The organism is Pelagicoccus sp. SDUM812003 (assembly GCF_031127815.1).
GTDB lineage: Bacteria > Verrucomicrobiota > Verrucomicrobiia > Opitutales > Opitutaceae > Pelagicoccus.
This window is the reverse complement of sequence record NZ_JARXHY010000017.1, coordinates 77,875-91,325: the sequence shown is the minus strand read 5'-3', so window position 1 is coordinate 91,325 and position 13,451 is coordinate 77,875. Positions and strand designations below refer to the sequence as shown.

The window sequence follows — 13,451 nt, the reverse complement described above, 5'->3', positions numbered from 1 at the left end:
GGCGTTCAGGCTCCTGAGGAGGTCGCATGCCTCGAAATGAGGGATGACGGATGTTAAGTGCTCCCCGCAAGGCACCGATCTCCAGCGGGCACTAACATCATATGAAAAGCTCAACTCACTCCGCAAAACTGGGAATCATCTCACTGGTCGCCGCGCTCGCTCTACCGATGCTCGCCTCCGCCGGCCAAACCGTTCCCACGCCAAAGAAAACCGTAGCGCCTCATCTCAGCAGCGCTCTTCGCGACGCCTCGGGCGAAGTTCGACTTCTGGTCGAGATCAACGAGTACGGCTTCGTCACCGACGCTCAGGTCGCGGAATCGACCAACAGCGCTCTCGATCAGGCCTCCCTTTCCGCTATCCAGGAATGGGTGTTCACCCCCGCCATGGAAGACGGTCAGCCGATCGCCTCCAAGGCCATCCAACCGTTCTCCTTTAACCACGGGTCCATCGTTCTGGCGGAAAAGGCCACTCCCGAGGACAAGCACCCTTCGGTCAAGAACTCCGTAAGTCCGGAGTTGGGCGACGAGCTTCGCGCTATCACCGGAGAAGTGGTGCTGCAAGCCAGCGTGAACGCCTCCGGCAAGGTCGAATCCGTGCAGGTCAAGAGCTCCACGCACAGCGAGCTGGAACCAGCCGCCGCCGCGGCTCTCGAGCAGTGGTCCTTCAAGCCAGCCGTCAAGGCCGGCCAGGCCATCGCCTCGCAGATCATCATCCCTTTCCACTTCGAAGGCAAAGGCACACGTGACATCGTGGCCAAGGCAAAGGACTCCTCCAGCCTCGACAAGGCTCCGGTAGCGATTCGCCAAGTCAGTCCCGAGCTTCCCCGCGAGCTGCGCAGCGAGCGCGGCGAAGCGAAGCTAAAGCTCACCGTGGACGAAAACGGCTACGTCGCCGATGTGGAAGTTCTCGAGTCGAGCAACGAGGCCCTCAGCGCCGCGGCCACCGCAGCGGCCCTGCAGTGGAAATTCAAGCCAGCCGTCGAAAACGGCCAGGCCATCGCTTCCAAGGTGGTTCAACCGTTCAGCCTCAACGGCGGCCTCCTGATGGCGGATCTGCCTGTCGACAGCATGCCAGTGGTGAAGCGCTCCGTTTCCCCTAAGCTTCCGGAGCAGCTGAACGGCGTGATGGGCTACGTGAAGGTGCGCCTGGACCTCGACGCCCAAGGACGCGTGGTCAACGCTTCCAGCACCAAGTCCTCGCACGACGAACTGGTGCAGCCGACCATCGAAGCGGCTAAAAGCTGGACCTTCAAACCAGCCGTACGCGACGGCGAAGAGGTTTCCTCATCCGTGATCGTCCCCTTCGTTTTCAACGAAAAAGGCTGATCCTGCGAGACGGCCTCACTTTGCAGAAACGCGACTCGGAAACGGGTCGCGTTTTTTTTGGGGATCATCTTTCGTCTGGAGCGGCCCACCCCTCACCTCACGCCTCCTTTTTGCGAAATTCCCTGTTGCCAGAAGCGTCTCTGCACCAGACGCTTCCGCCCCATGAAACCGACGTTGCTCGTTCTCGCAGCAGGCATGGGAAGCCGTTTCGGCGGCTTGAAGCAAATGGAACCGGTGGGTCCAAAGGGAGAGTGGATCCTCGACTACTCCGTTCGCGATGCCGCGGCGGCTGGTTTCGAGAAGGTGGTCTTCGTGATCCGCAAGGAAATGGAAACCGAATTCCGAGCCTTGACCGAAGCCAAATACCGCGACCAGCTCCAGATCGCCTACGCGTTCCAGGAGACGACCGACACTCCCATCGAAGTCCCCCACGGCGGACAGCGCAGCAAGCCATGGGGCACCGGGCACGCCGTCTACGCGGCTCGCGAGCACCTCGACGCTCCCTTCGCGGTTATCAACGCGGACGACTTCTATGGCGCCGCCGCCTTTCGCGAACTGGCCCATTTTCTCTCCGACGCGGCGAACCAGTCCGCTGGCGAAACCTACGCCCTGGTAGGCTACCAGCTGAGCAATACGCTTTCGGAGCATGGTTCCGTTTCGCGTGGCGTATGCGCCACCAACGAAAATGCGGAACTCGTTTCCATCGAGGAACACACCGATATCGCCGCAGCTTCGGCCACGGAAATTCGTGCGAAAAACGCTCGAGGCGAAACGGTCACACTGCCTCCCGACACGCTCGTTTCCCTCAACTGCTGGGGCTTCCCCGCTGGCTGGGCCAAGAAGCTGGAACAGCTGTTCGCCGATTTCCTCAAAGCTCGCGGCAGCGAAGCGAAGTCGGAGTTCTATCTGCCCGCCGCAGTGGACAGCCTGATCAAAACCGGCCAAGCCCGAGCTGTGGTGCTGCCCTGCAGCGCTCGCTGGCTAGGGGTCACCCACCGGGAAGACTTGCCAGCGGTGCGAGCCGCTATCGCGGAAATCACCTCCCAATAGAAGCCGCAAACGGAACTGAGCACGGGTGGTCCGGCTCGGTTCCGAGCTCGCCTCGCGCCCCGCTATGCCACGATCGGCTAAAAGGTCTTTTCCTCGGTCTTTACCTTGTCACCGACCTTGAAGAGCTCCAGCTCCTCCACGATCACTTGATCGCCCGCCTCCAAGCCAGAGCGGATCTCCACGTTGGTCATGCTGCCGAAGCCTTTCTCGATCTCGCGCATCTCGACCACGCCATCCTCCACCAGAAACACGCGGTCGCCTAGGATCGCGGAACCGGGAATGATCAAGGCGTCTTCCCGCTCGTCGAGCGTGATGGTCGCCTCTCCGGTCAACCCTGGAAAGAGGCGCTCCCGATCGATGTCCAGATCCAGATGCACCGTGTAGCGCTGCGTTTCCGGATCGGCCACGGGCAAGGTTTTCGAAACGGTTCCGTCGAAGGTTTGGTCGCTGTATCCAAGAAACTTCACACGAGCGATCTGGCCGACCTCGACCCCTGCGAAATTCTCTTCGCTCACCCGCACTTCCACGATGCGATCGAGCGAGATCAGACGGGCGATCTGCTCGCCTCCGCGCAGCAGGTCCCCACGAAACGCATACACTTCGGAGATCACGCCATCGATCGGAGCCCGGATAAACATCTTTTCACGGTTTCGCTCGAGGAGCTTCAGCTCGTTTTCCAACTGGGCCAAACGCACTTCCTTTGCGCTCATCTCGGCGTCGATCGCTTGCTCGATGCCTTGGATTTCCCGCTCGCGACGATCCAGCTCCGATTGACTGGCCCCACCGATGTCGAATCTCCGCTTGGCCTCGGTCAAGCGCTCCTGAGCGCTCACCAAGTCGAACTGCTTGGTGGAGCCCTGCTCCACCGAAAGCTTGGCTGCCTCGATCTCGATCTTCACTTTCTCGATGCCGATCTCCAGGTCGCCCAAGTCCATGGCGACGAGCAGATCCCCTTCCGCAACCTCCTTGCCGAGATCGAGGCGAGACTCCACCACGCGCCCGCCAAGCTCGTTGCGCACGAACATCTCCTTGGCCGCGACCACCTGAACGGTGCCAGGGACCGAGCGCACCGCCACGCTGCGACGAGCGGTCGATACCACCGCAGTGGGCTTCAGCGAGGAGACGAAATAAATGCTTCCTCCCGCGATCACCGCCAAGGCTACGAAAATCTTAACTAGCAAACCTGTCTTCATCTTAAAGTGTCGTCTTCAGGGCTATCGGGAGTCCCTTTCATCGTTCGGAAATCGAGTCGACCTTGAGCTGCATAAGCAAGTAGCCGAGCGTATCCAGATAAGTGGCGCGCGCCCGCTGGGCCCGGATCTTAGCCGCAAGGTACTTCTGTTCGAATTCGTCGTATTCGGATTGGGAGGCGTTCTTTCGCTCGATCTCCTCCACCAGTCGCTTCAGGAACCCTTCGTTCATGGTCAGGACGCGCTCTTCGATCTCGAGGGCCCGTCGAGCGAGCTCCACCTCGCGCAACTGCTTTTCGTAGCCGAGCAGCAGCGAGCGCACCCGGCTATTGAGCTGATACTCCGCCCGCGAGAGCTCGTAGGAACGAGCCATCTTATCCCCCTTGGTGCGAAAGCCATCGAAGATATTCCAACCTACCGATAGGCCGAAAAAAACGTACTCCTGCTCGCGGCGGGTACCATCGGAGTCGAGCGCGTTGGACGACATGCCTAGCTCCACATCGATCTTCGGTTTGAGCGAGGTCCTTTCGATCTTGAGCCGCTTCTCCGCCACCTCGATGTCCAAGGCGCTTCTGCGAACCGTCTCATCGGCCGCCACCGCGGCATCGAACTGAGAAGTCAAGGCTTGCACCATCTCCGTTTCTACCGCTTCGATTTCCGGGATCTCTTCGATAAGCAGCGATTCGATGCGCTCCGGCTCCATTCCCACCAAAGTGGCGAAGCGCGAAATCTGGTCGTCCCATTGGTAGGACTCCCTCAGATAAACCAGTTCTGCCCGCTCCAGATCCAGCTCCTTCGAACCGACCTGAGCCGAGCTGGCGGTTCCCGCCTCCTTCTGCTCGCGCAGAAACGTCAGTTCCTGCTTCGTCAGCTCCAAGGCCTGGCGACGCATCTCCAGCTCCTGTCGCTGCACCACCAGGTTCATGTAGCCCCGCCTGATTTCCCGCACCAGCTGCTGCTTCGCGTACTCCGTGCTGAGCAGCTCCGCCTGGTAGGTGGTTTTTCCAATCTGCTTCTCCGCCTGCTTCGCCCCCCAGTGATAGAGCGGCTGGCGAAAGCGAATGTTATAAACCGCCCGCTCCTGAAAGCCCAGCTCCTTGCGCACGCCCTGATCCTCCTCCTGCCGCAGCGAAAAATTCGTGGTGAAGCTCGGCAGCACTGCAGAGCTGGAGGCGATGCGCCGCCCCTTGACGATGCCTTCGCTCAACTCCCGAAGCTGCATGTCCTCCGACTCTTTGAGAGCGACATCGATCACTTCCCGCAAGCCCGGCATCAAGGCCTCCGGAGCCAGAGACTGGAACTGGGCCGACACCGAAGACGCGAAAAGGAGGGAGCTGATGATGAAAAGGCGAAAAAAACGCATGTGGCAAAGCAACGGAATCAAACAAAGGGTCGCGACGCGCCGTCTTAGCGAGGGAAAAATCGCCGGGACCACCCAAGACAGCGGCTGGGACTGTCGGTTCTGTGAGAACTGAATATCTGGATCAACACTAATATCGGGAGAACCACCTACTTCGGACAAAGCCGATAGGCGGGAAAAATTAGAGTTGATTTCCCGCTGGATGCGCGTCTTTTTCACCCCCTTCCACACTGCCCAGGTGGCGGAATTGGCAGACGCGCTAGATTTAGGCTCTAGTATCGAGAGATGTGCAGGTTCGACTCCTGTCCTGGGCACCATTTGAAAAAAAGACCGCCCTCGCGCGGTCTTTTTCGTTTTCGGGATCGGTCTCGCCTTGAGAACCTATTCCACCGCGCAGCGAAAAGGCGAAGCAGGTAGTCCGGCTTTGTTGTAGAGGTTTCCTCGGGCCACGTTCGCCCAGGCGTAGCGGACCGATTTCGGCGCTGCGATAGCCGGATGGGAAACCAGTACCTGATCGCCCACGATTCTGGCGACCGCCGGGCGAAACGCTCCCGCCCCGTCCGCAATCTCAAATCCTATCAGCTCTCCGTCGGGAGCGACAAGACCGCCGCCAAGACGGCTGAACTCCACCGCGACGCTCGTCCCTTGAAGGCGGCACTGCTCGAAAAGCGGTCCAGAGTATTCGACGCCTTCCCCATAGGCCAAGGCTCGGGCCGCGAGGGCCAATCTCTCGCCCACCGGCTTTTTGAGGGCCGGGTGGATATCGCGCGCGTCTCCGACGTCGATAGTGACCGCCATGGCGGTATTGCTCGTGCCCTTCAAAGCCTGCAGTTGGGCCTCCCTGATCTCCGGCGGCATGCCGCTGAAGGGCGCGATCTGAACGTACAGAAACGGAAACGATCCCTGGCCCCAGCGACTCCGCCAATCCTCGATCAAAGCTGGCAGCAATCGCGCGTACTGCTCGGCCCGGCCTGCGTTGGCTTCGCCCTGATAGAAAACGCAGCCGCGCATGGCGTACGGAACCAGCGGAGCGATCATGGCGTTGAAAAGCGCGGTCGGCGCCGAAGGGCTTTCCGCCACATCCATCGGCGGCGGGACGCTCCAATCGAGCGGCGGACCAAAGCGGACTCTCCACTCTCCTGCCAGCGACACGGCATCATACTCGCCGCTCGAGGGACCGATCTCCAAAGGCAGCGACTCGTTCCAGACGCCTCCACCTCCTCCGGTATCCAGTATCCGAATGGCGACTACATTCTCCCCTGCCCGGACCAGCTCGGAGGGGATTTCGTAAACGCGTTCGGTCGTCCATCCGCTGGTGGTGCCGAGCTTTTTCCCATTTAGGAAAGTCGTATCCAAATCGTCGATCGCCCCCAGTCGCAGCGTCAAAGGCTGGCCAAGCCAACTGGGCGGCACATGGAACCGCTTGCGCATCCATGCGACCCCATCGTACCCCTCATGGCCAGCGTTCTCCCACATCACAGGCAGCCTTATCGCCTCCCAAGTATCGTCTTCCAAATCCAAGCTCGCCCGCTTCGCGCCGGGAGCGGAGGGATCGATGGTTTCGAACCAAGCCTCGAGCTGCGCCTCGTAGCGCCGAGCGGCTGCTTCGGGATCTCTGGCTCGCAAGTCGATCAAGTCCAAATCGCTGCGCATCGACGCAAATCCCTGCAATCCTTCGCGACTGGTCCAAGCTTCAGCAGGAGTGCCTCCCCAGGAGCTGTGGATGATGCCGATCGGGACGCCGGCCAAGGCGCTTTCGCTCAAGGAGCGGGCGAAAAAGAAACCGACCGCAGTGAAATCCTTGACCGTTTCCGGTGCGCAGACGCGCCAGCGCGCTTCGACTTGCTTCCTCGGCGCCAGGGAGAGACTCTGCTCGACATAGAGCTCTCGGATCAAAGGCAGATCGGCGCTCGCCGCTTCGGAGCGCCACCCCACGATCTCCTTCTGCCCCTCGCGCGGACCTAGCTGACGCTCCATGTTGGACTGCCCGCCGCAAAGCCAAACCTCGCCCACCAAGACGTCGGAAATCCGTATCGACTCTCCCGTAGCCGGGATCGAGACCGTGAGGTGCCTTGGTTCGGAAGAGGCCTCGAGAGCTGGCAAATCAATGCTCCAGCTCCCCTGGCGATCGGCTCGGGTCTCGGCTCGAATCGCCGCAAACGCCACCTCTACCCTCTGCTCCGGAAGGGCCCAGCCCCAGACGGGAATCGAGCGACCGCGCTGAAGAACCATGTGATCCCCGAAAGGACTGGCGAGTTTCAGCTCGGCCTGAGCGTTCGCCGCAAGGGCGGTGAGGATGCAGATAAGCAGGGCAACGCAGGGTTTCATAGAAATCGAGGGTAAGGTCGCCAAACACGGCGAATGCTCTCATCCAATACCCGCAACGCGAAACCTCAAGCCCAGTTTTATCGATAAATCTAGACCTGAACTTGGGGAGAACGGTTTAGGTGGCAGGACTGAATCACGGTGCCCGCGGCGCGATTCACCCGCCGGCCACACGCGCGTCGACCCGCCCTCCCTGGAATCCGTCGGATTGCTGATCGAAAACGTCAGTCCTCGTCGACTGAAAGCGAGAGCAGAAAACTGTCGCCTGCCACGCGGCGCAGCAGGCAGTGCACGATCTCAGCGTTCACCGAACAGGAAAAGGTGATGCCTTCGTTGTCCAGAAGCGACGGATTCTCCAGCAGCTGCATTCTCAGCAACTCGTCGATGTATCGGCTCAAGGATGCCGGCAGGTAGGTGTTCTCATGACAGCTTGCCGAGCAGAAGCGCTGGCAGAAGCGTTTGGCGCTGGAGGAGGCGGACTCGATTTCCCCCGCGTCGTTGAGGTAGAGCCAGGCGACTTGACTGGAGGCTTTCAGCGACATCAGGGAAACCAGCCGGTCGCTCACCACGCTGGCGTGAATGCGGCGAGCCCAGCTCGCGATGGCGTCATATTGGCCGACCGGAGGCCAGGCCGCAGCCTCCGCGCCACGCGTCAAATGAATGGCCAGCCGAACCCGATAGCCGACCGAGACCTCGATCAGCAAGGAATCGCGCTCCATTTGCGTGATCGCAGTCTTCCCGAGGGAAGACACCGACTCCGACCGAACGAAGTCCGGGAGCAGACAGATCGCGGCGCTTTCCGCTCCGCAGATCGATTGGATGCGCTCCTCCAGTTCCTCCCACGAGCGCGGCTCGTTTCCCTCGACAATAGGGAACGACCGGGACATGAGGTCGCGGGCGGCAGCGGAACGGCTGCGTTTACTATTCTGGCTATTCAAGAGTGTGGACACGGAAATTGGTTGGACGACCCGACCAAATCTCGCCCCTGGGAACACGACGTTCGCACGCAGAGGAAGGCTTCGACAGGCACGCCTTAAGCAAGTGTTAAGGTAGTCCGATTCATACCCACCAGCCTCGCGATGTCTACATATTTATCCCAATACGGACTACGCATAGGTACTCACGCGCGTAGGCTTTGCAAGCAGGAGTCGGCAACATCAGCAAGCACGCGCCGCGCCTACCAGCAACTACTTAATCGCTTTGATGAAACGAGGGCGTCCGCTCCAGTCATCCAGCCCTTCGACCGCCAAAAAGCCGCTGGCCAAGCACAGTTCGCTAAGCGCTTCCCGATGGGCGATGCCGGTCTCCATCCACAAGCTGCTTCCGGGGCCGGCGAGGCGTTCCCCGGCTCCCTGCACGATGAGGCGCAGGTCGGCCAGACCAGCGTCGTCCGCCACCAGGGCGGCGCGCGGTTCGTGGTCCTTCACCTCGGGCTGGGCGCTATGCAGCTCCTCTAGCGTCAGGTAGGGGGGATTGGAAACGATCAGCTCGAAGCGCAGCTCGATCGGGATCGCTTCGAACCAATCGCTCTGCAAAAAGCGGACTCGATTCTGCAAACCGTTTCGCAAGGCGTTCTCCTCAGCCAGCTGCAAGGCTTCGGCGCTCTCGTCGACCGCCAGAATCTCAGCGTGCGGCAGGGAGTAGGCCAACGCCAGGGCGATCGCTCCGGTACCTGTGCCCAGATCGAGGATACGCAGCGGATGGTCGCTTCCGCCCACGAAATCGACGATCTTTTCCACCAGCTGCTCCGTTTCGGGACGCGGGATGAGAGCCCGAGCGTCCACCTTGAGGTCAAGCTCGTGGAACGGCGTGGAGCCTAGGATGTACTGCAAAGGCTCGCGCTTGGCTCGCCTGGCCACCAGCGAGCGCATATCGGCCAGCTCCCGCTCGCGCAGCGGTCGGTCGAACTGCATGTAGAGCTTCATGCGATCCATTCCCAGAGCCGAGGCGATGAGCCATTCGGCGTTGAGGCGCGGGCTTTCCACCCCTTTGCCCTCCAGAAAGGCGCTGCTTCGCTGGATCACTTCCAGCACTGTGAGCATCTCGGCCATACCGTTTTTCCGATTGGCGGGCGTCTCTAGGACTTGGTGCTGGTCATCAAGGCCTCGATCTTGAGGCGCTGATCCTCGGCTTGCAGCGCTTCGAGCACCTCATCGAGCTCGCCTTCCATCACCGCGGTCAAGCTGTGGATGGTCAGGCCGATTCGATGGTCCGTGAGGCGGCTTTGCGGGAAATTATAGGTGCGGATGCGTTCGCTGCGATCGCCGGTGCCGACCTGCTTCTTGCGGTTTTCGGCGTACTTGGCCCGCTCTTCGTCCTGCTTCACCTGGAGGATGCGGGCGTAGAGGACCTTCATGGCCTTGGCCCGGTTCTTGATCTGAGAGCGTTCATCGGCGCAATAGACCGTGATGCCGGTAGGCTTGTGCACGATGTTGATGGCGGAGTCGGTAGTGTTGACGTGCTGTCCGCCCGCCCCGCTGGCCCGCGTGGCGGTGATTTCCAGATCGTTCGGGTTGATCTGCACATCCACTTCCTCCGCTTCCGGCAGCACCGCGACAGTGACAGTCGAGGTATGGATGCGGCCCTGAGACTCCGTTTCCGGCACCCGCTGCACGCGATGCACCCCGCTCTCCAGCTTGAGGGCCTTGTAGACGTCCTCGCCGCTGATGGAAAAAACCACTTCCTTGAAGCCGTCGATGCCGCTTTCGCTGGCGCTCATCTGCTCCACCCGCCAGCCGCGCCGCTCCGCCAGGCGAGAATACATGCGGTAGAGATCCGCGGCGAAGAGGGACGCCTCGTCGCCGCCCGCGCCGGCTCGGATTTCCATAATGGTATTGCGCGAGTCCGTTTCGTCGGGAGGAATCATGGCGGCGAGGATCTTCTTTTCCAACGCTTCGATCTTGTCGCCCAGCTCGGGAATCTCCAGCTCCGCCAGCTCGCGCAGCTCGTCATCGCCGTTTGGATCCTCCAGCATCTCCTCGTTTTCGGCCAACTGCTTCTTCGCCTTCTCGAGGGCGGCATAGTTGTCGAGGAGCTGACGCAGCTTCATGTGCTCGCGAGCGAGCGTCGCGGAGCGTCGAGCGTCGCTGTAGAAATCCGGGGCGTTCATCATCCGGTCGATCTCTTCGACCCGCGCCTTGAAGGGAGAAATTTCTGGAAGCTTGATGGCCATAAACTGCAAATGACGGGCGGCTTGTACGCCGATTGGTTGAAAAAGGGGACCATCCGATAGCATATCTCTCTTGCTTGGCAAGCTATCGCGAGAAAACCGCCGCAGCGCCAGCTATCCGTTTGCGTTTTGCCGAGCTTTATCCTTCAAACAGCCAACCCGAATCGGCCCCTTCGACCGATCAGCTCCCTTTCGCCAAATGTCCCAAGTATTCTCCACCCAAAACAAGATCGCGATCATCTGGGATTTTGATAAGACCCTGATCCCCGGATACATGCAGCAGCCGATTTTCGAAAGGTTCGAGGTCGACGAATACAATTTCTGGAACGAGGTCAACACCATGGCCGCTCGCTACAAGGAACGCGGCTACACCGTCTCGGGCGAAAGCGTCTACCTCAACCACATCCTCACCTACGCCAAGGCGGGCCGCATGCCGGGCCTGAACAACAAGCTGCTGCGCAAGCTGGGCAAGGAGATCGTGTTCTACGAAGGCCTGCCTGGATTCTTCGAGGAGCTGCGAGCCATCACTCGCTCCAAACCCGAATACGCCCGCCACGACATCCAGCTCGAACACTACATCGTCTCCACCGGACTGGCGGAGATGATCCGCGGCTCCGCCATCGCCCCCTACGTCGACGGCATCTGGGGCAGCGAGTTCATCGAAAATCCGCTTCAGCCCGGCTACCTCGACCAGGAGGACTTCCCCATCGAATCGGAAGACATCATCAGCCAGATCGGCACCATGATCGACAACACCACCAAGACGCGGGCTCTGTTCGAGATCAACAAAGGCTCCAACAAGAACGAAACCATCGACGTGAACGCCAAGATGCCCGCGGAGGATCGGCGCATCCCGTTTCAAAACATGATCTACATCGCCGACGGGCCCAGCGACGTGCCGAGCTTCTCGGTGATCCGCAAGTTCGGCGGCAAGGCCTACGCCGTGTACAAGCCGGGCAACGACAAGGAGTTCGAGCAAAACGACCAGCTGCTGCAGACCGGACGCATCCACGCCTACGGTCCGGCCCGCTACAGCAGCGACAGCAACACCTCCATGTGGCTGCGCATGCACGTGCACAAGATCTGCCAGCGCATCGTCAGCGACCGGGAAGTCTATCTGCGCCAGAACATGGCCGGCCCCCCGCGCCACTTGAAGGACGATCCCGAGGTCGTCGACCTCGAGGACGAGCTGACGCAGGACACGCTGGATCTGGATTAGCCTTCCGTCCCTCCCAACCATCGCGAGCCGATCCGTTTCTCCTCGCCTGTGTCCGAGTTTCGAATACCGACTAGCCCGGCCCCCCCCTTAGACCCCACACGTGCCCAAGCCGACATTGAAAAACAACTACCTGCCGCGAACACCCCTCGAATGTTTATCGGAAACTTGAAATTGTTCACGCGGTCTTCTAAACGCCTTGCCCTTGCTCATTCGCGAGCCCTTGGCCGCGATCAACCCATGCCCTTTTCCGTTTCCGAAAAAAATCACTGAAAATCCCATGGTTACAGTAGATAAGCTCGTTAAGGACTATGGAGCGCTGCGAGCAGTCGACAGCGTCTCCTTCACCATCAACAAAGGCGACATCCTCGGATTCCTCGGTCCCAATGGCGCCGGAAAGTCGACGACCATGAAAATGATCACCGGCTTCCTGTCCCCGACTTCGGGCACCGCCTCAGTCTGCGGATACGACGTCGCGAAGAACCCTATCGAGGTCAAGAAACGCATCGGCTACCTGCCCGAAAGCAGCGCTGCCTACCCGGAAATGACCGTGGTGGAGTTCCTCACCTACGTCGCCGAGGCCCGCGGCTTCAGAGACAAGGAGGAAATCGCGAACCGTCTGGCCGACGTGATCGTGAAGTGCCACCTCGATTCGGTGAAGTTCCGCACCATCGAAACGCTTTCCAAAGGCTACCGGCAGCGCGTGGGCGTGGCCCAGGCCATCATCCACGACCCGGAAGTGCTCATCCTCGACGAGCCGACCGACGGCCTCGATCCCAACCAGAAGCACGAGGTGCGCAAGCTCATCAAGGCCATGGCGGCCGACAAGGCCATCGTGCTCTCCACCCACATTCTGGAAGAGGTCGAAGCGATCTGCAACCGGGTCATCATCATCGACCAGGGCAAAGTGCTGGTCGACGAGACGCCAGAGCAGTTCAAGGCCCGCAAGCCGGGAGCGACCATCGACGAAGTGTTTCGCGAGCTCACCAACAAGAACGTGCTCGCCTAAGGCAAGAGCCGCCGTTGTCGCGAATCCAAACGCCAACTACAGCATACATTATCCGATTTTCGCATGAATCACATTCTCCCCATCTTCAAAAAGGAATTCCTCGGCTATTTCCGTTCACCCGTGGGCTACGTCATACTGGCGGTCTTCCATCTGATGGTGATCGGTCTCGCCCTCTACACCGGCTACTACCGAAACAACCAGGCCACGCTGGACTCCATCTTCAGCACCCTGCCATGGATCCTGATCGTCTTCATCCCCGCCACCGGCATGCGCCTCTGGTCGGAGGAAAAGCGGTCCGGCAGCATCGAATTGCTCTTCACCTTGCCCATCTCGCCACGCACCGCAGTTCTGGCGAAGTATCTGGCAGCGCTTTGCTTCATCTGCATCGGACTGGCCCTCACCTTCTCGCTCGCCATCACCACCGGCTACCTCGGCAACCCCGATTGGGGTGTCATTTTTTCCGGATACATCGGCGGGATCCTGACCGCATCGGCTTTCCTCGCCATCACCTCGGTCTGCTCCGCGATGACAAAGAACCAAGTCATCGCATTCGTGATCAGCGTTATGATCTGCTTGTTCGCCACGCTAGCGGGCTCTGATTGGTTGGCTCGTTTCCTAGGCGACGCCATCCCCGTGGGCATGCACGACTTCCTTAGGCTCATGAGTTTCGAGCAGCATTTTCAAAGCATGGCCAAGGGGCTGATCGATATCAGCGCCCTCTCGTTCTACATTACGCTCACCATCGCTTGCCTCGGTATCAACATCATCGCCATCGAACGCTAGAGCCAGACCTATAGACTCCATCCC

At 60.1% G+C, this 13,451-nt stretch carries 11 protein-coding genes and 1 tRNA gene; 6 read left to right on the top strand and 6 right to left on the bottom strand.

All coding sequences use genetic code 11. The annotated features are described in order from the left end of the window. Nucleotides 1–101: 101 nt before the first annotated feature. Nucleotides 102–1,325: a TonB family protein gene (locus QEH54_RS19340; RefSeq protein WP_309020357.1), complete on the top strand. Its 1,224-nt coding sequence runs from the start codon at nt 102–104 to the stop codon at nt 1,323–1,325. 162 nt (nt 1,326–1,487) lie between these two features. Beyond that, on the top strand, nt 1,488–2,375 hold the full coding sequence (locus tag QEH54_RS19335; protein ID WP_309020356.1) for a sugar phosphate nucleotidyltransferase: 888 nt from the start codon (nt 1,488–1,490) through the stop codon (nt 2,373–2,375). A gap of 77 nt (nt 2,376–2,452) precedes the next feature. Here QEH54_RS19335 and QEH54_RS19330 read toward each other — a convergent pair whose 3' ends face one another. Further along, a complete protein-coding gene (locus tag QEH54_RS19330) occupies nt 2,453–3,568 on the bottom strand; it encodes an efflux RND transporter periplasmic adaptor subunit (protein WP_309020355.1) in 1,116 nt (371 codons plus the stop codon). 37 nt (nt 3,569–3,605) lie between these two features. Beyond that, complete coding sequence (locus tag QEH54_RS19325) at nt 3,606–4,928, bottom strand: TolC family protein (protein WP_309020354.1); 1,323 nt, start codon at nt 4,926–4,928, stop codon at nt 3,606–3,608. A gap of 229 nt (nt 4,929–5,157) precedes the next feature. On the opposite strand from QEH54_RS19325, the gene QEH54_RS19320 reads away from it, so the two are divergent. Further along, nucleotides 5,158–5,242: transfer RNA gene (locus QEH54_RS19320), tRNA-Leu, on the top strand. Between the two features lie 64 nt (nt 5,243–5,306). On the opposite strand, the gene QEH54_RS19315 is transcribed toward QEH54_RS19320, so the two are convergent. From QEH54_RS19315 to prfA, 4 genes are all read right to left on the bottom strand, one after another. Then, nucleotides 5,307–7,253 carry a sialate O-acetylesterase gene (locus tag QEH54_RS19315; RefSeq protein WP_309020353.1) on the bottom strand — a complete coding sequence of 649 codons (1,947 nt, stop codon included), beginning with the start codon at nt 7,251–7,253 and terminating at the stop codon, nt 5,307–5,309. A 221-nt stretch (nt 7,254–7,474) separates the two neighbouring features. After that, a complete protein-coding gene (locus QEH54_RS19310; protein WP_309020352.1) occupies nt 7,475–8,200 on the bottom strand; it encodes a hypothetical protein in 726 nt (241 codons plus the stop codon). 237 nt (nt 8,201–8,437) lie between these two features. After that, on the bottom strand, nt 8,438–9,301 hold the full coding sequence (prmC, locus tag QEH54_RS19305; RefSeq protein ID WP_309020351.1) for a peptide chain release factor N(5)-glutamine methyltransferase: 864 nt from the start codon (nt 9,299–9,301) through the stop codon (nt 8,438–8,440). A 26-nt stretch (nt 9,302–9,327) separates the two neighbouring features. Next, nucleotides 9,328–10,422, bottom strand: coding sequence for a peptide chain release factor 1 (prfA, locus tag QEH54_RS19300; RefSeq protein WP_309020350.1), 1,095 nt, complete (start codon nt 10,420–10,422; stop codon nt 9,328–9,330). 196 nt (nt 10,423–10,618) lie between these two features. On the opposite strand from prfA, the gene QEH54_RS19295 reads away from it, so the two are divergent. From QEH54_RS19295 to QEH54_RS19285, 3 genes are all read left to right on the top strand, one after another. Then, the gene (locus QEH54_RS19295; protein WP_309020349.1) at nt 10,619–11,638 is read left to right on the top strand and encodes an HAD family hydrolase; all 1,020 of its coding nucleotides are present in this window, start codon (nt 10,619–10,621) and stop codon (nt 11,636–11,638) included. Nucleotides 11,639–11,915: 277 nt separating this feature from the next. Further along, the gene (locus QEH54_RS19290; protein ID WP_309020348.1) at nt 11,916–12,644 is read left to right on the top strand and encodes an ATP-binding cassette domain-containing protein; all 729 of its coding nucleotides are present in this window, start codon (nt 11,916–11,918) and stop codon (nt 12,642–12,644) included. Nucleotides 12,645–12,707: 63 nt separating this feature from the next. Continuing rightward, nucleotides 12,708–13,427 carry an ABC transporter permease subunit gene (locus tag QEH54_RS19285; RefSeq protein WP_309020347.1) on the top strand — a complete coding sequence of 240 codons (720 nt, stop codon included), beginning with the start codon at nt 12,708–12,710 and terminating at the stop codon, nt 13,425–13,427. Nucleotides 13,428–13,451 lie beyond the last annotated feature (24 nt).

Bases quoted from the DNA above. Each gene is read 5' to 3' on its own strand.
- QEH54_RS19340 (WP_309020357.1), top strand. From the start codon at position 102: ATGAAAAGCTCAACTCACTCCGCAAAACTGGGAATCATCTCACTGGTC.
- QEH54_RS19335 (WP_309020356.1), top strand. From the start codon at position 1,488: ATGAAACCGACGTTGCTCGTTCTCGCAGCAGGCATGGGAAGCCGTTTC.
- QEH54_RS19330 (WP_309020355.1), bottom strand. From the start codon at position 3,568: ATGAAGACAGGTTTGCTAGTTAAGATTTTCGTAGCCTTGGCGGTGATC.
- QEH54_RS19325 (WP_309020354.1), bottom strand. From the start codon at position 4,928: ATGCGTTTTTTTCGCCTTTTCATCATCAGCTCCCTCCTTTTCGCGTCT.
- QEH54_RS19315 (WP_309020353.1), bottom strand. From the start codon at position 7,253: ATGAAACCCTGCGTTGCCCTGCTTATCTGCATCCTCACCGCCCTTGCG.
- prmC (WP_309020351.1), bottom strand. From the start codon at position 9,301: ATGGCCGAGATGCTCACAGTGCTGGAAGTGATCCAGCGAAGCAGCGCC.
- prfA (WP_309020350.1), bottom strand. From the start codon at position 10,422: ATGGCCATCAAGCTTCCAGAAATTTCTCCCTTCAAGGCGCGGGTCGAA.
- QEH54_RS19295 (WP_309020349.1), top strand. From the start codon at position 10,619: ATGTCCCAAGTATTCTCCACCCAAAACAAGATCGCGATCATCTGGGAT.
- QEH54_RS19290 (WP_309020348.1), top strand. From the start codon at position 11,916: ATGGTTACAGTAGATAAGCTCGTTAAGGACTATGGAGCGCTGCGAGCA.
- QEH54_RS19285 (WP_309020347.1), top strand. From the start codon at position 12,708: ATGAATCACATTCTCCCCATCTTCAAAAAGGAATTCCTCGGCTATTTC.